Source organism: Streptomyces sp. NBC_01176 (assembly GCF_045039825.1).
In the GTDB taxonomy this organism is placed as follows: Bacteria; Actinomycetota; Actinomycetes; order Streptomycetales; family Streptomycetaceae; genus Streptomyces.
On the sequence record NZ_CP108600.1, the window covers coordinates 6151270 to 6170969 of the forward strand.

Consider the following 19700-nt stretch of genomic DNA (forward strand, 5'->3'; position numbering starts at 1 on the left):
GACTGCGCCCGCCCGCCGGTCACACCGGGCGGGCGCAGCCCACCGGTCTGCCGCCGCCCAACTGGACGTAGAGAGCGGTGCTGGACGGGCACTCGGAGCGGTCGACGACCGCCGAGGTCACCCGGTACTGCGGGGCCTTCCTGCCCTTGCCGTCGCAGGCGGTCTCGCGGACCTGACCGCTGCCCGCGCTGTACACGCAGTCGCCGACGATCGTGCGGGGGCCTCCGCCGCCGCCCGGGTCGCCGGGGTGCGGGGCCTCCAGTTTGCGCATGCAGGCGTAGCCCTGCGGGACCGCGGCGTCGCCGTTCCCGTCCGCGGTGGGCCGGGTCTCGCTGATGTGCAGGACGAAGTCGGTGGCCGGCGGGCACAGCGGGCCGTCGGCGACCCTGCCGTCGTAGCGGGCGATCACGCGCGCGGCGGCCCGTTCGCTGGTGCAGGGCACCTCGGTGAAGCTGGTGGTCCCGAAGGAACTGCACTCGGCGACCTCGAGGAACACCGCGCCGTAGCCGGAGGGTCTGGCCGAGGTCGTCACCGGGCGGGGTTCGGCGTCGCCGGAGTCCGACCAGCGGTCGCAGCCGGCGAGCGCGGCGGCGGCCAGCAGCAGCGCGCACACCGCCCCGAGGCAACGCCGACCCACCGAGCTGGCTCGCATGTCTTCCCCCCGATACCCCTGCCCAGCGTGACCCGCCGCGGCGGGCACACGCCAGACATCCGGGGTGCTTTGCGTCTGTCGGGGGTGGTGCGTCCGGTCTGCGACGTAGGGCTAATACGTCATTCCGTACCCGATCGGATACAGCACCTGAGCAGGGTCGTCCGCCCGCTGCACCGCGACCGGAAGCCGGCCCCGCGGCTTCGCCCGCCCGGCGATCACCCGTGCGGCGGCCCGCAGTTCGACGTCCGTCCAGGAGTAGGCCGCCAAGTGGGCGTCGGCAGAGGGTAGATGCGCCACGTCGTACGGATTGCGGATGGCGATCACGACGACCGGGACGCCGGTGGCGACCAGCCGGTCGACGAGCGTCCGCTGGGAACTCGTCGCCGTGACGTTGTACGTCCCGACGACGACGGCGTCCGCTCCCGAGGCCGCCGTGACCGCTTGCCCGATGGCCGCCTCGGTGGGCGTCGTCCCCGTGGACAGCGCCGTCGCCGTGAAGCCCAGCGCGGTCAGGGCGGTCGCGAGGACGGTGGTGGGCGGCCCGTCGGTGCCGGAGGGCGAGGCGGGGTCGGCGCCCACGACGAGCACCTTCCTGTGCGTACGGCGGGAGAGCGGCAGCAGGCCGCGCTGGTTGACCAGCAGGGTCGTCGTGCGTTCGGCGATCCGGTCGGCCGCCCTGAGGTGGGCCGCGGTGCCGACCGCGCGGTCGACCCCGCCGTCGCCGACGTACGGGTTCTCCAGCAGCCCGAGTCTCGCCTTGAGGCGCAGGACGCGCAGGAGCGACTCGTCGAGGCGCGCCTCGGTCAGCTCTCCGCCGCGCACCGCGTCGAGCACGGCGTGCCAGGCGACGTCGATGGACGGCGGGTTGAGGAGCTGGTCGACGCCGGCCTTCAGGGCCAGCACGGGGACGCGGTCGTCGCCGTACTTCGTGCGCACGCCCTCCATGCCGAGCGAGTCCGTCACCACGACACCGTCGTAGCCGAGTTCCTCGCGCAGGATGCCGGTGAGGATCGGGTGGGAGAGCGTGGCGGGGTCGCCGGCCGGGTCGAGCGCCGGGACCATGATGTGGGCGGTCATGATCGAGTCGATGCCGGCCCGGATCGCGGCGCGGAAGGGCACGGCGTCGAGATCCGACCACAGCTCACGGCTGTGCGTGATGACCGGGAAGCCGAAGTGGCTGTCCACGGCGGTGTCGCCGTGCCCCGGGAAGTGCTTGGACGTGGCGGCCACGCCCGCGCCGCGGTATCCCTGCACCTCGGCCGTCACCAGGTCGGCCACCGCGTCCGGGTCGGCGCCGAAGGAGCGCACGCCGATGACCGGGTTGGCCGGGTTGACGTTCACGTCGGCGACCGGGGAGTAGTCCTGCCGGATGCCGAGCGCGCGCAGTTCGGTCCCGCTGAGCCGCCCCACCGTGCGGGCGTCCTCCCGTGAGCGGCCCGCGCCCAGCGCCATCGCGCCCGGGAAGAGCGTCGCGGGCTTGCCGACCCGGGCCACTATGCCGTGCTCCTGGTCGGTGGAGATCAGCACGGGCAGGCCGCGCGGCTGGGCCAGGGAGACCTGCTGGATGCCGTTGGACAGAGCCGCGATCTGGTGCGGGTCACGGGTGTTGTGGGCCCAGGTGAAGTAGATGATGCCGCCGACGCGGTAGCGGGCGATCAGTTCCGCGGCCGTTCTGACGCCGAGTTCGGCGAGGTTGGCATCGATGTCGGCCTGGTCGGGGGCGGTGGCCGAGTGGCCGTACACCCGCATCACGAAGAGCTGGCCGACCTTCTCCTCCAGCGTCATGCGGGAGATCAGGGCGCGGAGTGACGTTTCGTCATGATGGCCCCCGGCGGCCCGGGCGGGGACGCCGCCCAGGGCGAGAGCGGCGGTGGTCGCGGCGGTGGCGGCGAGAACCGTACGTCTGGACGGTGGTGCGGTGCTTCCCGTGCTGGAGTCGCGCACGAGCGCTCCTTCCCTCGTGAAGGAAACTTCCGAGGAGACACGAATATCCGGGAAGTTTCTTCCAGTCAAGGGTGTGCACAGTAGCCGGACAGGGGCCGTCACCGGCGCAGTTGGAGGGGGGCGCGCCGGTGACGGCGTGCTGCCGGCCGCAGGCGGCGGAGAGGGTGGTCAGCGATCGCAGCCAGCAGCGAGGCCGACACCGCACTGCGAGACTCGTGCGGCAGCATGCGGATTGGACGGGCCGGCACGGGTCCGGGTTCCCGGATTCCGGCCGATCGCCGAAGTCGGTACGGGAGTGCCGGGCGGGTCCGGTGAGGCGCCGAGGCGCTGCTCACGGGGCGTCGTGCCGGGACGCCGAGGGCCAGTGGGACCGAAGGGTGCGGACTGTCTCCGCGATGGCCGGACGCCGTGCCGCGCCGGTGCGCCACACCGCGTACAGCCGCCGTACGGGCATCGGGTCGAGCGGCACCTCCACCACCCCGCCGGGAAGCGCGCCACGCCCGAGCCGGGGGAGGAGCGCGACACCGAGCCCGGCCGCGACCAGGGCGACGAGGGTCGGGTTCTCGTCCGCCTGGTGGACGATGTCCGGCTCGCAGCCCGCCGCACGCAGGGTGCGCACCAGCCAGTCGTGGCACACCCGGCCGGGCGGCTGGCAGATCCATCGTTCGCCGGCCAGCTCCTCCCGCCGCACGGACGCCCGCCCGGCGAAGGGATGCCCGGCGGGCACGAGGAGGTCGCACAGGTCGTCCCCGATCACCGCCTGCTCCACGCCCGGCGGAGCGGGGAGCGGCGCGATGTCCCAGTCGTGCGCGACGGCCATGTCGACGGCGCCCTTGGCGACCAGGTCCACGGAGAGATGGGGGTCGATCTCGGTGAGCCGGGCGTCGAGGGCCGGATGCCGGACGGCCAGGTCGGCCAGTACGGCGGGCAGCAGCCCGCGTGCCGCGCTGGCGAACGCGGCGAGGTCCAGCCGGCCCGCGGGCACCCCGCGCCGCTCCTCGAGATCGGTCTCGGCCCGCTCCACGATGGCCATCAACTGCTGCGCGGTGGAGGCCAGTTGAAGGGCCTGCTCGGTGAGCCGCACACCGCGTCCGCGCCGTTCGAGAAGTACGGTCCTGGTCTCCCGCTCCAGTTTGGCGATCTGCTGGGACACGGCGGAGGGCGTGTACCCGAGCGCGGCCGCGGCGGCGCCGACCGTGCCGTGCACGGAGACGGCGTGCAGGGCACGCAGACGCTGGAGATCGAGCACGGGCCGCCCCTTTCATCAGGAATGCTTCATCCAACCATGCAGCAGGATTCGCTGGTGCTTAACGGTTCGCGGGCGTGATCCTCGACCCATGCGACCCGCCCACATCTGTCTCGCCGTCCTCGTCGCCGCCGTCTGGGGTGTGAACTTCACCGTCGTCGAGGTCGGCCTCGGCCACTTCCCGCCCCTGCTCTTCTCGGCGCTGCGCTTCCTGGTGGCCGCGCTGCCCGCGGTGTTCTTCGTGGGGCGGCCCAAGGTCGCGTGGAAGTGGATCGTGGCGGTGGGACTGGTCCTGGGCGTCGCCAAGTTCGGACTGCTCTTCATCGGCATGGACGCCGGGATGCCGGCCGGCCTGTCGTCCCTCGTCCTCCAGATCCAGGCCGTCTTCACGGCCCTGATCGCCTATGTCGTCCTGGGTGAACGGCCCACCGGTGTACGGCTCACGGGCATGGCGGTGGCGCTGTGCGGGGTGGGCCTGGCCGCCGTGGACGAGGGCACCGGCGGCCCGCTCGGCGCCTTCGCGCTGGTGATCGCGGCGGCGGCCTGCTGGGGCGTGTCGAACGTCCTCACCCGCAGGGCGTCCCCGCCCGACTCCCTCAACTTCATGGTGTGGGTGAGCACCGTCCCGGTACTGCCGCTGCTGGGGCTCTCGCTGCTGACGGAGGGTCCGGCCCGAGACCTCGACGCGCTGCGCGCCCTCGACTGGCGGAGCGCCGGAATCGTGGTCTACGTCGCCTGGATCACGACCGTCCTCGGCTTCGGGGCATGGGGGTGGCTGCTGCACCGCCACCCCGCGTCCACCGTCGCGCCCTTCTCCCTGCTGGTTCCGGTCTTCGGCATGTCGTCCGCGGCCCTGTTCCTGGGCGAGTCGATCGGCCCACTGCGCTGGGGAGCGGCGGCGCTGCTGGTGGGAGGGGTGGCCCTGACCTCCCTGGCGCCCGCACGGACGCCCCGCGCGCTGGTCCGCCCGGCGGACGGACCGGCACGGGACCGGATCGGGGAGCCCGCGTGAGCGTGGCCGTGGTCGGCATCCCCGGGTCCGGGCCCAATCGGTGGGTGCCGGTCGGTCAGTGCGGGATGCCGTCGATCAGCTCGCGGGCCCCCTGGCGCAGCAGGGCGACGGCGACCGAGGTGCCGAGGGTCGCGGCGTCGAGACGGCCCGCCCACTCGTGCGCGTTCAGGACCGTCTTGCCGTCCGGAGTGAACACGCACGCGCGCAGCGACAGTTCGCCACCGCCGCCGACCTTCGCGTAGCCCGCGATCGGTGAGTTGCAGTGACCCTGCAGCACGTGCAGGAACATGCGCTCCGCGGTGGCCTCGCGGTGCGTGTCCGGGTCGCCGAGGTCGCTGATCGTCTCGATCAGGTCCGTGTCGCCCTCGCGGCACTGGAGGGCCAGGATGCCCGCGCCGATCGGCGGCATCATCGTCTCGGGCGACAGGATCTCGCTGATCACGTCCGTGCGGCCGATGCGTTCGAGTCCGGACACCGCGAGCAGCAGCGCGTCCGCCTCACCCGCCGCCAGCTTCTCCAGCCGGCGGTTGGCGTTGCCCCGGAACGGCACACACTCCAGGTGCGGGTGCGAGGCGGCCAGCTGGGCGACGCGCCGCACGGAGGAGGTGCCGATCCGGGTGCCCTGCGGCAGCTCGTCGAGGGTGAGACCGGCGGGGTGGATCAGCGCGTCGCGGATGTCGTCCCGGGCCAGGAAGGCGGCGAACATCGTCCCCGCGGGCAGCGGGCGGTCCGCGGGGATGTCCTTCACGCAGTGCACCGCGAGGTCGGCCTCGCCGGCCAGCAGCGCCGCGTCGACCTCCTTGGTGAACGCGCCCTTGCCCTCGACCTTGGACAGGTCGCCCATCCACTTGTCGCCGGTGGTCCTCACCGGGACCACCTCGGTGCGGATCTCTGGGCGGAGCGCGCTCAACTCGGCGCGTACGCGCTCCACTTGGGCCAGGGCCATGGGGGAGTCGCGGGAGACGATGCGGATCAGTTCCGGGGCCGACATGCCGACCACGATAGCGGTTTGCCGGGGGTCAGTGGGGGGTAGGGCGATCGCCCCAGGTGGTGGCGGGGAGACGGTGCGGTGGTCCTCGGACACGAGTGGGGCGCCCGGGGGCGGCGAGGGGTGCCGCGACGGGGTGCGGTGCCGGCCCGCGCGGGGCGGTCGGGTGCCGGGCCCGGAGGGCCGGCGCGGGCCTACGCCGACTCGTTCAGCAGCCGCGCGAGATGGTCCCGGCCCGGACCCAGCAGTCCCGGGAGCGGCGCGGCGGCCTCGTACCACCGCTTCTCGTACTCCCAGCACAGCCAGCCGTCCCAGCCCTCCCGGGAGAGCAGCTCCACACACTCCGCGAGCGGCAGGACACCCGCGCCCAGCGGGAGCGGGGTGGTGTCCTCGGCGGACGCGATGTCCTTGACCTGCACATAGCCGAGGTAGGTGCACAGGGCCGCGTACGTCGACGGCGGCTCCTCGCCGCCGAGCCAGGTGTGCATGACGTCCCACAGCGCGCCCACGTGGTGATGGCCGACCAGGCCCAGGATCCGCATCGCGTCCGCGCCGGTGCGGTGCGAGTCGTGGGTCTCCAGCAGGATGCGTACGCCCAGGTCGGCGGCGTACTCCGCGGCCGTGCCGAGCCGTCGCGCCGCCGTCGCGTCGGCCTCCTCGGCGCTCTGGTCGGCGCTCGCGCCCGGGAAGACACGGACGAAGGGGGCCGACAGGTCCCGCGCCAGGTCCAGGAGTTCGCGGATCTCGGTGACGACGCGGGCGTCGTCACCGGGCGCCGCCACCCGCGCGTACCCGGCCAGGCCCATGATCTCGACACCGCCCGCCTCGAACGCGGCGGCCACCCCGGCCCGCTCGGCCGGCCCGAGCCCGGGGTGCACCGGTTCCTCGGGGTGCGCGCGCAGCTCCACGCCGTGATAGCCGTGCGCGGCGGCGAGTCGTACGACATCGGGGACGGGGAGCCCGGGCACGCCGAGCGTGGAGAAGGCCAGCTTCATGGACCGGGACCCTACCCGGCACTCCGGATCATCCGGGGGAGCCGTGCAGATCCAGCCGCCAGTCCTGACCGACGAGATCCGCGCCGAAGGAGCGGTGCGGTTTCTCGGCGACGAGGGAGAAACCGTGGCGCTGGTAGATGTGGCGGGCCGAGGTCAGGACGTCGTTGGTCCACAGGACGAGGTCCCGGTAGCCGCCGTCCCGCGCGAAACCGACGACCGCCTCGACCAGCCGGTCGCCGATGCCGAGGCCGCGGGCGTCCGGCTCGACGAGGAGCAGCCGCAGCCGGGCCGTTCCCGGGGCGTCGTCCCGCGCGCACATCACGCATCCCACCGGCCGCCCGGCCAGCTCGGCGATCCAGGCCCGCTCCAGGTGCGGATCGTGGTCCTCGGCGAAGTCCGCGACGATCCGGGCGACCAGACCCTCGTAGTCGGTGTTCCAGCCGTACTCGGCGGCGTACAGCGCGGCGTTGCGCTGCACGATCCAGCCGAGGTCGCCGGGGACGGGCTCGCGCAGCACGACGTCCTCGCGGTGGCGGCGCGCATCCGGAGCGGGGCGGAGGCGGTGGGAGGACAGGAGGGTGCGCACGGTGTGCATCGCCTCGGCGAGGCGGGGGCGGTCGCCGGCCGGGACGGTCGCCAGGAGGGCTCCGACGGATTCCCGGGAGCGCTCGTCCAGGACGGCCGCGGTCTCCCGGCCGCGCTCGGTGAGTGTGATCCGGCGGCGGCGCGGGTCGCGCTCCGAGGGCGCCCGTTCGATCAGGCCGTCCTGCTCGAACTTGCTCAGGATCCGGCTCAGGTACCCGGAGTCCAGGGACAGTTCGCCACGGAGGTCGGCGGCGTCGGTGTGCGGGGAGTGCGCGAGCTCGTACAGCACGCGTGACTCGGTGAGGGTGTACGGGGCGTAGAGGTGGCGGCCGTAGTCGAGTGCGCCGATGACGTTCGTGTAGAAGCGGTTGAAGGAGCGGATGTCCTGGACGGTCATGGTCAACCCCGGATGTCGGCTCTGGCTTTCGGCTCTGGGCGGGCGGTGCGGGCGGTGCGGGCGGATCGGGGGAGGGGTGGGGACGGTTGACCCAGTCAGAGGTGACGGGTCGAGCGTACGGGCGTTGGTGAGGTGGAGTCCACGGGGCGGACGTGTCCGGCGGTCGTGGAGTCCAGGTGAAGGCGGCCAAGCTCCGGCGACGGCGGGGCGACGTTCCGGCGACCGGGGTCATGGCTTGGCCAACCCCTTTCCGCGCGTTGGCCACAAGTTCATCGCGCGCCTCTGCCAACCCCCGGAAACCCCTAGGAGAGTGAAACGGCGGGGGCGCCCCGGCGTGCCCCGCAGTTCGACTCCGGAGAGCTGACGAAGTCTCAAGAAGGAGCAGCAATGGCCGAGTTGACCCGTCGTAGACTCCTGGGTTCGGCCGCCGGCGCGCTGGGCGGCGCCGCGGCACTCTCCCTCCTCCCGCCGAGCGTCCAGAAGGCCGTCGCGGCCGGACCGCCCCGGCACGGTTCGCTCCGCGACATCGAGCACGTCGTCATGCTGATGCAGGAGAACCGGTCCTTCGACCACTACTTCGGCACGCTGTCCGGCGTCCGGGGATTCGCCGACCCCCACGCGCTGAAGCTCGACACCGGCCGGTCGGTCTTCTACCAGCCCGATGCCGTGAACCCGAAGGGGTACCTGCTCCCCTTCCACCTCGACACGCACACGTCCAGCGCCCAGGCCATCCCCTCCACGAGCCATGCGTGGGCGGTGCAGCACGAGGCGTGGAACGGCGGCAGGATGGACCAGTGGCTGCCGGCGCACCGCAAGGCGGACGGGGCGAACGGTCCGTACGTGATGGGGTACTACACCCGCGAGGACATCCCGTTCCAGTTCGCGCTCGCCGAGACGTTCACCATCTGCGACAACTACTTCTGCTCGGTGTTCGGACCCACCTGGCCCAACCGGCTCTACTGGATGACGGGGACGATCGACCCGGGCGGTACCCAGGGCGGCCCGGTCCTCGTCAACAAGGCGCCGACGCCGTACCGGTGGACGACGTACGCGGAGCGGCTGCAGGGGGCCGGAATCAGCTGGAAGGTGTACCAGCAGGACGACGACTACGGCTGCAACATGCTGGAGCAGTTCGCGAACTTCCGCGCCGCGCAGCCGGGATCCGACCTGTACGAGCGGGGGGTGCGGCCGCAGCCGGAGGGGACGTTCGAGGACGACGCCCGCAACGACCGGCTGCCGGCGGTGTCGTGGATCATGCCGACCAGCTACCAGTCGGAGCACCCGGACTATCTGCCCGCGGCGGGTGCGGATTTCGTCGCCTCGAAGATCGAGGCGATCGCGTCGAACCCGAAGGTGTGGCGGAAGACGGCGTTCATTCTCAACTACGACGAGAACGACGGCCTGTTCGACCATGTGCCGCCGCCCACGCCGACGGCGGGGACGGCCGACGAGTTCGTGCAGGGACTGCCGATCGGGGGTGGTTTCCGGGTGCCCGCGATCATCGTCTCGCCGTGGACGGTGGGGGGCTGGGTGGCGACGGAGTCGTTCGACCACACGTCGGCGCTGCAGTTCCTGGAGCGGTTCACGGGGGTCGAGGAGCCCAACGTCAGTGAGTGGCGGCGGTCGGCGTTCGGTGACCTGACGTCCGCGTTCCGTTTCTCCGACTCCCGGCCGCGTGCGCCGCGGTTGCCGGACGACACGGCGGAGCAGTTGGAGAAGGCGAAGGAGGAGGTGGCGACGCTGCCGAAGCCGACGCTTCCCGGTGCCGACCAGTCCTTCCCGCACCAGGAGCGGGGGCGGCGGCCGCACGTGTGAGCGGTTGCCGGTGCCGCTTTGTGGTCCGCGGTGGGTGGGTCGGGGCCGTGCCGGTGTGTCGAGGCCGTCGCCGCTGGATCAGGCGTGGGCCGGGTGGGCGAGCCGCTGCTCGATCCGAACGTAAGCGACGGCCTGCGACACACCGGCACGGCCCCTTCCGTGCGTCGTCGGGTACGGGAGTGCGGTGTGGTTTTTCAGCCCGTCCGGCGTTTGAGGACGAGCCCTTCGGGCGAAGCGGGGGTCCAGGGGGCGGCAGCCCCTTGGCGGGGGTCTGGGGGCGGAGCCCTCAGGTACGGGATGGGTCGGGTAGGGGCGGCTGGGGCGAGGAACCGTTTGGGTGGTGGGGCGGCGCCCGGCAAGAGGACCGGGGTGCCTCAAGCCCTGGGCACCCCGGTGGACCCCCGCACCATCAACTCCCCCCGCACCGTGGCGATCCCCCCGGGGGGAGCCTCTTCACGGCCCATCGCCACCCGCCCCGCCCGCGCCCCCGCCTCCGACAACGGCAACCGCACGGTCGTCAGCGCCGGCACCGCGTCGACACTGAACGGCAGATCGTCGAACCCGGCGACCGACACATCGTCCGGAATACGCAACCCCGCGTCGCGCAACGCCGCACACGCGCCGAGCGCGACGGTGTCGTTCGCGGCGACGACCGCCGTCAGCCCCGGCTCCCTGCGCAGGAGTTCGACCGTCGCCTCGTACCCGGAACGACGGTCGTAGCGCCCGTGCACGGTCCACCGCGGATCGTCCTCGATCCCGTGCGCGGCGAGCGCGGCCCGGTGCCCCTCCAGTCGGTGCCGGGTCGTGGTCCGCTCCTCGGGCCCGGCGATGTACCCCATCCGCCGGTGCCCGAGTCCGATCAGATGCTCGGTGAGCCGCTGCCCGCCACCCCGGTTGTCGAAGGTGAGCGCGATCGCCCCGGGGGCGTCCGGCGCGGGCGGACGACCGCACAGGACCACCTGGGTCCCCGCGTCCCCGAGCTTGCGCAGCTTCGCCGCGACCGCCGCCGCGTGCGGCGCGTCCTCGACGGCGCCGCCGGTCAGCACGACCGCCGCGGCGCGCTGCCGCTGCAGCAGTGTGAGGTACGTCAGCTCACGCTCCGCGATGCCACCGGTGTTGCACACCACCCCCAGCCGCTCCCCGCCCGCACGCCCCCCGGGGCCCTCGATCTCCGACTGGATCGCGGCCGCCATGATCCCGAAGAACGGGTCGGCGATGTCGTTGACCAGGATCCCGACCAGGTCGGAGGTGGCGGCGGCCAGTGAACTGGCGGGCCCGTTCAGTACGTAGTCCAGGTCGTCCACCGCGCGCAGCACCCGCTCGCGCGTGGACGCCGCGACGGGATAGTTCCCGTTCAGCACCCGGGACACGGTCGCCGGCGAGACCTGCGCCCGCGCCGCCACGTCCGCCAGGGTCACGGTCATCTCGTCGTCCTCCGGTCACGCGTCGCGTTGTCGTCGTCGTGCTGTCAAACAGGCGGGTGCGAGGAGCCGGGGCGCCGAGGCGCGCGGCCAGGCGTCGCACACACCCCCGCACCCGTGTACGCCCGCCACGTGCGGGTCCATCCGATCGTGCCCGCGCCCCCAAGTCCAGCCGTCCGGGCGGTCGAACATCTCGTCATCCGCGTGGTCTTGTCCGATCGGCTGGACAGAGGCTAGCTTCTCCCTAGGATAGAAAGCGCTTGCTGTCACGCTCGTCAGTGGGGGGCGTACGCGGCGCGGAACCCGCGTACGAAGGGGAAGACGTGACACGCAAGACGGTGCGTATCGCCATGAACGGCGTGACGGGACGCATGGGATACCGCCAGCACCTCGTCCGCTCGATCATCGCCCTGCGCGACCAGGGCGGCCTGGATCTGGGCGACGGCACGGTGCTGTGGCCCGAGCCGGTCCTCGTCGGACGCCGTGCGCACGCCCTGAGGACGCTCGCCGAGCGGCACGGGCTGGAGCACTGGTCGACGGACGTGGACGCGGTCCTCGCCGACCCGGACGTCGACCTCTACTTCGACGCGCAGGTCACCTCCGCCCGCGAGGAGGCCATCCGGAAGGCCATCGCGGCCGGCAAGCACGTCTACACCGAGAAGCCGACCGCCACCGGCCTGGACGGCGCCCTGGAGCTGGCCAGGCTCGCCCACGCGAAGGGCGTCAAGCACGGGGTCGTGCAGGACAAGCTGTTCCTCCCGGGGCTGCTGAAGCTCAAGCGCCTGGTCGACGGCGGCTTCTTCGGGCGGATCCTGTCCGTACGGGGGGAGTTCGGCTACTGGGTCTTCGAGGGCGACTGGCAGTCCGCCCAGCGTCCCTCCTGGAACTACCGCGCCGAGGACGGCGGCGGCATCGTCGTCGACATGTTCCCGCACTGGGAGTACGTCCTGCACGAGCTCTTCGGCCGGGTCACTTCCGTCCAGGCGCTCACCGCCACCCACGTCGCGCAGCGGTGGGACGAGCAGGGCAAGCCGTACGACGCCACGGCCGACGACGCCGCGTACGGCGTCTTCGAGCTGGAGGGCGGTGCCGTCGCCCAGATCAACTCCTCCTGGGCCGTGCGCGTCAACCGTGACGAACTGGTCGAGTTCCAGGTCGACGGGACGGAAGGGTCGGCTGTCGCCGGACTGCGCAACTGCCGTGTCCAGCACCGGTCCGCCACTCCCAAGCCGGTCTGGAACCCCGACATCCCGGCCGCCTACTCCTTCCGCGACCAATGGCAGGAGGTCCCCGACAACGCCGAGTTCGACAACGGTTTCAAGGCCCAGTGGGAGCTGTTCCTGCGGCACGTCTACGCCGACGCGCCCTACCACTGGGACCTCCTGGCCGGCGCCCGCGGCGTGCAGCTCGCCGAGCTGGGCCTGAAGTCCTCGGCCGAGGGCCGCCGTCTCGTCGTGCCGGAGATCTCGCTGTGACCGTCCGACTGCCGGACCCGGCGGGCGGGGTGCGGCTGTACGAGCCCCGCGCCGAGCCCCTGGCCCTCACCACCGGGCCGCCCTTCACCTCCCGTACGGTCTTCTCGGCGGCGCACGTCGTCGCCGACCCGTACGCCGACGTGTCCCCCGACTCACCCGCCGCCGTCGACTGGGACGCCACCCTCGCCTTCCGCCGCCACCTGTGGTCCCACGGCCTCGGTGTCGCCGAGGCGATGGACACCGCGCAGCGCGGGATGGGCCTGGACTGGTCCGGCGCGGCCGAACTCATCCGCCGGTCGGCGGCGGAGGCGAAGGCGGTCGGTGGCCGGATCGCGTGCGGAGTGGGGACCGACCAGATCACCGCCGGCTCCCTGGCGGAGGTCCGCGCCGCGTACGAGGAGCAGCTCGCGCTCGTCGAGGAGAGCGGCGCGCAGGCCGTCCTGATGGCCTCGAGGGCCCTGGCCGCCGCCGCGCGGGGCCCCGAGGACTACCTCGACGTCTACGGACATCTCCTGCGCCAGGCCTCCCGGCCGGTGGTCCTGCACTGGCTGGGCCCGATGTTCGATCCGGCGCTCGAGGGCTACTGGGGGTCGAACGACCTGGACGCGGCGACGGACGTCCTCCTGGAGGTGATCGCGGCCCGTCCCGACAAGGTCGACGGCATCAAGGTCTCCCTCCTCGACGCCCGGCGCGAGGTCGGCCTGCGCCGCAGGCTCCCGCACGGGGTCCGCTGCTACACGGGCGACGACTTCCACTACCCGGAGCTGATCGCGGGCGACGAACAGGGCTTCAGCCATGCCCTGTTGGGCATTTTCGACCCGCTGGGGCCGCTGGCGGCCGAGGCGGTGCGGGTGCTCGACACGGGTGATGTGAAGGGATTCCGTGGCCTGCTCGATCCCACCGTCGAGCTGTCCCGTCACCTCTTCCGGAGGCCGACCCGCTTCTACAAGACGGGAGTCGTCCTCCTGGCGTGGCTCGCCGGACACCAGGGGCACTTCACGATGGTGGGCGGCCTGCAGTCGGCCCGCTCCCTCCCGCACCTCGGGCGTGCGTACGAACTGGCCGACGGACTGGGGCTGTTCCCCGACCCGGCCCTGGCGGAGACCCGGATCAAGAACCTGCTCGCGCTGTACGGGGTGGACCAGTGATCCCGGTCGGCCCGGTGCGGCCGGCAGGCGACGTCCTTGAGCGGTTCAGCATCAACCAGATGACCGTCAGGCAGCTCAGCATCCCCGAACTGGTCCGTGCCTGCGCGGAGTTCGGCGTCCCGGGCGTGGGGCTGTGGCGGGAGCCGGTCCGGTCCTACGGCATCGAGGCGACCGCCAGGCTCGTGCGGGACGCGGGGCTGTCGGTGACGACACTGTGCCGCGGGGGGTTCCTCACGGCGATCGAGCCCGCCGAACGCGCCCGCGCCCTGGACGACAACCGGGCGGCGGTCGACGAGGCCGCGACGCTCGGCACCGACACGCTGGTCCTGGTCTCCGGCGGACTTCCCGCCGGGTCGAAGGACCTGCGCGGCGCCCGTGAGCGCATCGCCGACGCGCTGGCGGAGCTGGGGCCGTACGCCGCCGGACGCGGCGTCCGGCTGGCCGTCGAGCCCCTCCACCCGATGTACGCCGCCGACCGCTGTGTCGTCTCCACCCTCGCCCAGGCCCTGGACCTCGCGGAACGCTTCCCCGCCGACCAGGTGGGCGTCGCCGTGGACACGTACCACATCTGGTGGGACGACACCGCACCCGCCCAGATCGCTCGCGCGGGGGCGTCCGGACGTATCCACACCTTCCAACTCGCCGACTGGATCACCCCGTTGCCCGAGGGCGTCCTCAACGGCCGCGGCCAGATCGGCGACGGGACCGTCGACATGCGGGAGTGGCGGGGGTACGTGGAGGCGGCGGGCTACGCCGGTCCCATCGAGGTCGAGCTGTTCAACGACGGGCTCTGGGCCCGAGACGGGCGGGAGGTGCTGGCGGAGACGGTGGCACGGTTCGTGGAGCATGCCGGGTAGCCGGGCGGCAAGTGGCTGGTAGTCGGTAGCCGGTGGTGGGCAGCCGCGCGGGGTGGCGCCGGCCGCCCGTCGCCGGAGCGTGCGGAGGCTACTTCCGGGTACCGCGGGCGGCCCGCCTGGTCAGCACCGACAGCAGCACCGGGATCACCAGGTCGATCACCCGGGCCACCGTCGCCGGAGGCAGCCCCGTCTTCCTGGCGACCGCGTTCGCGACCGGCCTGCTGATGCGGGCGAGCAGGCCGCCCATCAGGCCGCCGGTCCCCATGCCGCCCAGGCCGCCCATGCCGCCCAGGGTGGCCACACCGCTCAGCGGGGCCTCCTGCGCCTCCGCGTAGGCCTGCTGGACCTCACCGGGATCCGTGACCGCACGGTCCTGGAGGCCTCCGGAGAACTCCGACACCGTCGTACCGACGACCTCGCGCGCTCCGGCCGCGTCCGTGCCGAGCAGACCCGCGATCTCCTGGAGCCCGGCGTCGTCGAGCGCGTCGAGCACATCCTTCTGGAGTGGCTCCTCGTTCATGCCGCAAACGCTACGTCCACCCCGGTCGGTCGGCGCGCCGAAAAAAATCCCGGAAGTCCGTACAACCCTCCCCGCACCTGGTGGGTCGTACTTGGCATCAGGACTTCTGGAGGGGGGATCTGGGGGGATCGCGGGGGTTCTGATACGGAGGGGAACGCGAGGGGGCCCGGTCGACGGACCGGGCCCCCTCGAAGCATTCCGGCCTCCGCTCGTGTCCCCGCCTCCGCCCATGGCCGGGACCGGTGCACGGACCGTGCCCCACGGGGAGCGGCTGAATCCACCGTTGCCCGCGTGACGGCGGACGCCCACGCTGCTCCCTGAGCCGGACGACGGTCGATTCGGGGGGCGGATCCCGTGCTGCGCATCCACTTCACGCCCGAGGACTTCACCCGTATCCGGGTGGCGGGCACCCCCGACCCGCTCTGGGAGATCACCTGTAGCCTGCACAGGCTCCAGACCACGCGCGGGCGCTGGGCGTACGCCGACTGGTACCGCACCACCCGGGACACCCTCGCGGGCACTGGGCTCGGCGCGGCGGTCCGCCGGCTGCTCGTCCCGGTCCTGCCCCGCGCGCTGTACCTCCCCGACTTCCTCACCCCGTACGAGGCCGTCGACGGGCTGGACCGGGGACTGGCGGCGATCGTCGACACCCCGCCCGCCCGCGTCGCCCACGAGGTGGGTCTGCTGGACCGGCTCAGCGGAGCCCCGTCCTGGGCACCCCGGCTGGTCGAACGCGACACCCGCGAGGAGCTCGTCAAGGCTCTGCGCGCCTATCACGAAGCGGTCATCGCGCCGCACCACGACCGCATCTGCGCGGGGATCGCCGGGGAGCGCGCGCTGCGGGCCCGCCAGACCCTCGACACCGGCATCGACGGGCTGCTCGCCGGTCTGTCGCCGGTCATGCGCTGGCATCCACCCGTCCTCCACGTCGACTACGTGGAGGACCGCGACCTGTATCTCGGCGGCCGAGGGCTGCGCCTGGTCCCGTCGTACTTCTGCTGGCAGTCGCCGATCTCGATGGCCGACGACACCCTGCGACCGGTGCTGATCTACCCCCTGCACACCTCCCGGCCGCCCGCCGCCGGGCCGGCCGCCGACGCCCCCCTCGCCGCGCTGCTGGGCGGGACCCGCGCCGCCGCCTTGCGGTCCCTGGCCCTGGGCGCCACCACCTCGGAGCTGGCCCGCTTCCTCGGGGTCTCGCCCTCCACCGCCACGCACCACACCACGGTGCTGCGCGACGCGGGGCTGATCACCAGCAGGCGGTGGCACAACACCGTGCTGCACACCCTCACCCCGCTGGGGGCGGCCTTGCTCCGCCGGAGACCGGTGACCCCGGGGGGCCCGGCGGTCCGGCACTGAGTTCCGGTCATGACCCACGGTCCGCGGCAGGCGAAACGCGCCCCGGACCGTCCCACCGGCCCCACCGGCCGCACGGTCACCGCCGGAGCAAGGGACTCCGCCGCCGGGCCGGGCACTTTCGAGCCCGGTCGAAGGTCGTGGTCCGCACGGGCCGGCTCTGCGAGCGTCTGTGGCGTGCACCCCGGGCGCGGCAGCCACTGTCCGTCCGGACCCACCGTCGTGTGCACGAGCGACGGCACGACCGAACACCGGAACACCGGAACACCGGAACAACCGGAACACCGGAACAACCGGAACACCGGAACAACCGGAACAACCGGAACACCGAAAAGGGGAAGCATGAACAGAGCCATCGGCGCCGGCGCGCTCGCGCTCGTCTCCGCCGCGACCTGTCTGACGCTCGCTCCCGCGGCCTCCGCCGCCCCACAGGCCTGTGTGACCTCGACGCTCACCACCGGGGGCAACGAAGGCGTCGGAACCATCCGCAACAAGTCCGCCACCAGCAGCTGCGGCGACCTCAACCTCACCTACTCGGACGACTCGACCTCCCCGTACGGGGACTACTACGCCGGCCGGCTGCGCAACTCCAGCGGCGTCTGGCACACCTGCAGCAAGGGCTACGTCTGGGCCTCCGACGGCAGCCACAGCGTCAACGACTCCACGTACTGGCTGTGCACCGACGTCTCCGACAACACCCCGTTCACGGTGGCGAGCCAGCTCGACGGCGGCGACTCCGTCAAGATCACCCACTGACCGGGAGCGGAGCGTTCGCCGCCCCGGTCTCCTGTCCCGCGGGGATGTCATCGGCGCGGGCCGACGGCATCCCCGCCCGGGGCAGGGGGCCGACGGGCGAGACCGGGGTCGGAGGACAGGGGACCAGGGGCGGGGGACACGGGGACAGGACACGGGGGACCGCGGAGGAGATGGGGAGGCGGGGGGGGAGTGATTCGGATGGTGCGTTTGGCCGAGACGGATGGCAGGCGCCGGTTCCCGGTCAGGGGCGGGGTCCTGGCCGTCGCCGCTCTGCTCACCGCGGCCTGCTCGGCCGACCCCGCCCCGCCGTCGGCCCCGGCCCCGGCGGCACGCGTGGCCGCCGCCCGCCTCAGCGCCGCCCTGCCGGACGACCCGGTCCGCATGGTCCTGCCCGCGACCGGCGTCGAGACCCGCTGGACCCAGGGGCTGGACGTCTTCGTACGGCAGGAGGCGCGGGCCGTCGCCGCGTCGTGCGCGCGGGACCACGGGACGGCTCTTCCCGCGCGGGCCCCGCTCACGTTCATCCGCTACTACGAGCTCCCCGACCTGGATTTCGTCGCCCGGCACGGGATGAGCGAGAGCGCCGCGGTACCCGCCGCCGTACCGGGACCGGTGACGACCGGCGCCGCTACGTCTGGTGCGAGCGTGAGCGGTGACGGTGGTGGGTCCGGCGATGGTTCCGGCGCTTCGGCCGCCGCGCGCCGTTGCGTCACCGAGGGGACGGCCGCCGCCACGGCGCTGCGCGACACCTACGCCGCCCTCCAGGGCCGGTGGTTCGACACCCTCGTCCCCCTGCGCCGCGATCCCGCCGTGCGGGAGGCACTGCGCACCCTGCCCGGCTGCCTGGCCGGGCACGGGATCCGGGTCCGCGACGAGAACGGCTTCTTCGCCCTCGCCGACATCCAGGAACAGACCGCCGCCCCCGACCGGCTGCCCGCCGTCGATCGCGCCCTCGGCAGTGCGTACGCCGACTGCATGCGCCCCGTCGAGGCCGTCCGCGAACCGGCCCGTCTACGGCTGCGCGCCCGTTTCCTCGCCGACCACGCCGCCGAGGTCCGCACCCTGCGCGCGACCATCGTCCCGGCACTCCACCGGGCCGCGCGGGAGCACGGTCTGCGGCTCGTCTTCCCGGCTCCGTAGCCCAACCGTCCGGTCCGGCACCACGTCCGGTCCGGCACCGGCGTCTAGAAGAACACCCCGCACCGCAGCAGCACGTTCGCGTACGGCCGTGCCTCCCCCGTGCGGACGATCAGCCGCGCGCCCGCCGACAGCGTCTTCAGCTCCTCGTGCGGGACCAGTTCCAGCGTGGGAAAGCGGGCGGTCAGCAGCGCGGAGGCCGCCGGGTTCGCCCCGTGGACCTCGCGCGCGGCCACGGCGCCCTCCACCACCAGCTCCGCGAGCAGCCCGTCGAGCACCTCGGCGAACGAGGGCACCCCGGCCCGGAAGGCCAGGTCCACGACGCGCGGCCCGTCCGGTATCGGCATGCCCGCGTCGCACACCAGCACCCCGTGCCCATGGCCCAGTTCGGCCAGGGCGCCCGCCAGATGACGGTTCAGAATTCCGGCTCTCTTCACAACGACTCGACCTCCTCGGCGGTCGGGAAGGACTCCTGAGCACCGGGCCGGGTGACGGCGACGGCACCCACCCGGGCCGCGTACGCGGCGGCGACGGACAGTGGCTCGCCGAGCCCCAGCCGCCAGGCCAGCGCCGCGGTGAACGAGTCCCCCGCACCGGTCGTGTCCACGGTCTCCACCCGCACGGACGGCACCCGCACGGCACCGTCCGCGTCCGCCACCAGTGCGCCCCGCGCGCCCAGCGTGACGACCACCGAGCGCGGGCCCAGGGCGAGCAGGGCCGTCGCCCAGTCCTCGGGCTCCGGGCCCGCACCGTCGCCGAGCACCACCCGGGCCTCGTGCTCGTTCACGATCAGCGGATCGCAAGCCGCCAACACCTCGGCGGGCAGCGGCCGCGGCGGCGACGGATTCAGTACGAAACGACTGCCGGGCGCGAGTGTCCGTACGGCCTCCGCGACCGTCTCCAACGGGATCTCCAGCTGTGCCGAGACCACCCGGGAGGCCCGCACGAGAGGCGTGGCCGCCCGGACGTCCTCGGGTGTCAGCCGGCCGTTCGCGCCCGGGGAGACCACGATGCTGTTGTCCCCGGACGGGTCCACCGTGATCAGCGCCACGCCGGTGGGTGCGCCGCCGACGAGCACCCCCGCGGTGTCGACGCCGGCCGCCCGCTGCGAGTCGAGCAGCAGCCGGCCGTGCGCGTCGTCGCCGACCCGGGCCAGCAGGGCCGTACGGGCCCCGAGGCGGGCGGCGGCGACCGACTGGTTGGCGCCCTTGCCGCCGGGGTGGACGACGAGGTCGGAGCCGAGCACCGTCTCACCGGCCGCGGGCCGCCGTTCGACCCCGATCACCAGGTCCGCGTTGGCCGAGCCCACGACCAGCAGGTCGTAGTCGTACATGAACTGTCTCCCTGTGTAGCTGAGGTGAGTCGGGGCGGCCGGCCGGTCGCGTGGACCGCCGGG

At 73.1% G+C, this 19700-nt stretch carries 18 protein-coding genes; 8 read left to right on the forward strand and 10 right to left on the reverse strand.

The window, feature by feature from the left end; genetic code table 11:
• Nucleotides 1-19: 19 nt before the first annotated feature.
• The 3 genes from OG199_RS26555 to OG199_RS26565 all read right to left on the reverse strand — a co-directional run bounded on the left by OG199_RS26555 (nt 20) and on the right by OG199_RS26565 (nt 3845).
• Nucleotides 20-652: a hypothetical protein gene (locus OG199_RS26555; protein WP_401804042.1), complete on the reverse strand. Its 633-nt coding sequence runs from the start codon at nt 650-652 to the stop codon at nt 20-22.
• A gap of 111 nt (nt 653-763) precedes the next feature.
• On the reverse strand, nt 764-2596 hold the full coding sequence (locus OG199_RS26560; protein WP_405831592.1) for a glycoside hydrolase family 3 protein: 1833 nt from the start codon (nt 2594-2596) through the stop codon (nt 764-766).
• A gap of 331 nt (nt 2597-2927) precedes the next feature.
• Entirely contained in the window at nt 2928-3845 is a 918-nt protein-coding gene (locus OG199_RS26565; RefSeq protein WP_401804037.1) for a LysR family transcriptional regulator, read from the reverse strand.
• A gap of 88 nt (nt 3846-3933) precedes the next feature.
• On the opposite strand from OG199_RS26565, the gene OG199_RS26570 reads away from it, so the two are divergent.
• Complete coding sequence (locus tag OG199_RS26570; protein WP_356797486.1) at nt 3934-4854, forward strand: EamA family transporter; 921 nt, start codon at nt 3934-3936, stop codon at nt 4852-4854.
• Between the two features lie 55 nt (nt 4855-4909).
• Here the strand turns inward: OG199_RS26570 and hemC are convergent, their stop codons facing one another.
• The 3 genes from hemC to OG199_RS26585 all read right to left on the reverse strand — a co-directional run bounded on the left by hemC (nt 4910) and on the right by OG199_RS26585 (nt 7819).
• Nucleotides 4910-5845: a hydroxymethylbilane synthase gene (gene hemC, locus OG199_RS26575; RefSeq protein WP_356797488.1), complete on the reverse strand. Its 936-nt coding sequence runs from the start codon at nt 5843-5845 to the stop codon at nt 4910-4912.
• A 191-nt stretch (nt 5846-6036) separates the two neighbouring features.
• On the reverse strand, nt 6037-6837 hold the full coding sequence (locus OG199_RS26580) for a sugar phosphate isomerase/epimerase family protein (protein WP_356797490.1): 801 nt from the start codon (nt 6835-6837) through the stop codon (nt 6037-6039).
• A gap of 28 nt (nt 6838-6865) precedes the next feature.
• Complete coding sequence (locus tag OG199_RS26585) at nt 6866-7819, reverse strand: GNAT family N-acetyltransferase (protein ID WP_405831594.1); 954 nt, start codon at nt 7817-7819, stop codon at nt 6866-6868.
• 387 nt (nt 7820-8206) lie between these two features.
• Between OG199_RS26585 and OG199_RS26590 the strand changes: the two genes are divergently transcribed.
• Nucleotides 8207-9634, forward strand: a complete 1428-nt coding sequence (locus OG199_RS26590; RefSeq protein WP_405831596.1) for an alkaline phosphatase family protein — start codon at nt 8207-8209, stop codon at nt 9632-9634.
• Nucleotides 9635-10008: 374 nt separating this feature from the next.
• Here OG199_RS26590 and OG199_RS26595 read toward each other — a convergent pair whose 3' ends face one another.
• Entirely contained in the window at nt 10009-11058 is a 1050-nt protein-coding gene (locus OG199_RS26595; RefSeq protein WP_356798821.1) for a LacI family DNA-binding transcriptional regulator, read from the reverse strand.
• A 320-nt stretch (nt 11059-11378) separates the two neighbouring features.
• On the opposite strand from OG199_RS26595, the gene OG199_RS26600 reads away from it, so the two are divergent.
• From OG199_RS26600 to OG199_RS26610, 3 genes are read left to right on the forward strand one after another with little or no spacing between them, the layout of a single operon-like run.
• Nucleotides 11379-12530, forward strand: coding sequence for a Gfo/Idh/MocA family protein (locus tag OG199_RS26600; RefSeq protein WP_405831598.1), 1152 nt, complete (start codon nt 11379-11381; stop codon nt 12528-12530).
• A complete protein-coding gene (locus OG199_RS26605; RefSeq protein ID WP_356798825.1) occupies nt 12527-13678 on the forward strand; it encodes a dihydrodipicolinate synthase family protein in 1152 nt (383 codons plus the stop codon). Before OG199_RS26600 ends, OG199_RS26605 begins: the two co-directional genes overlap by 4 nt.
• 59 nt (nt 13679-13737) lie before the next feature.
• Complete coding sequence (locus OG199_RS26610) at nt 13738-14535, forward strand: sugar phosphate isomerase/epimerase family protein (protein WP_405831600.1); 798 nt, start codon at nt 13738-13740, stop codon at nt 14533-14535.
• A gap of 88 nt (nt 14536-14623) precedes the next feature.
• Here the strand turns inward: OG199_RS26610 and OG199_RS26615 are convergent, their stop codons facing one another.
• Nucleotides 14624-15055, reverse strand: a complete 432-nt coding sequence (locus OG199_RS26615) for a DUF937 domain-containing protein (RefSeq protein ID WP_405831602.1) — start codon at nt 15053-15055, stop codon at nt 14624-14626.
• Nucleotides 15056-15409: 354 nt separating this feature from the next.
• Here OG199_RS26615 and OG199_RS26620 point away from each other — a divergent pair, with 354 nt between their 5' ends.
• The 3 genes from OG199_RS26620 to OG199_RS26630 all read left to right on the forward strand — a co-directional run bounded on the left by OG199_RS26620 (nt 15410) and on the right by OG199_RS26630 (nt 18307).
• Nucleotides 15410-16414, forward strand: a complete 1005-nt coding sequence (locus OG199_RS26620; RefSeq protein ID WP_401804019.1) for an ArsR/SmtB family transcription factor — start codon at nt 15410-15412, stop codon at nt 16412-16414.
• Between the two features lie 339 nt (nt 16415-16753).
• Nucleotides 16754-17167 (forward strand): hypothetical protein, encoded by a 414-nt coding sequence (locus OG199_RS26625; RefSeq protein WP_405831603.1) that lies wholly within the window; start codon nt 16754-16756, stop codon nt 17165-17167.
• Between the two features lie 207 nt (nt 17168-17374).
• Nucleotides 17375-18307 (forward strand): hypothetical protein, encoded by a 933-nt coding sequence (locus tag OG199_RS26630; protein WP_405831604.1) that lies wholly within the window; start codon nt 17375-17377, stop codon nt 18305-18307.
• 44 nt (nt 18308-18351) lie between these two features.
• Here OG199_RS26630 and rbsD read toward each other — a convergent pair whose 3' ends face one another.
• Together rbsD and OG199_RS26640 are read right to left on the reverse strand one after the other, a co-directional pair.
• Nucleotides 18352-18741: a D-ribose pyranase gene (gene rbsD, locus OG199_RS26635; protein WP_356798834.1), complete on the reverse strand. Its 390-nt coding sequence runs from the start codon at nt 18739-18741 to the stop codon at nt 18352-18354.
• Nucleotides 18738-19637 (reverse strand): ribokinase, encoded by a 900-nt coding sequence (locus tag OG199_RS26640; RefSeq protein ID WP_356798836.1) that lies wholly within the window; start codon nt 19635-19637, stop codon nt 18738-18740. Before OG199_RS26640 ends, rbsD begins: the two co-directional genes overlap by 4 nt.
• Nucleotides 19638-19700 lie beyond the last annotated feature (63 nt).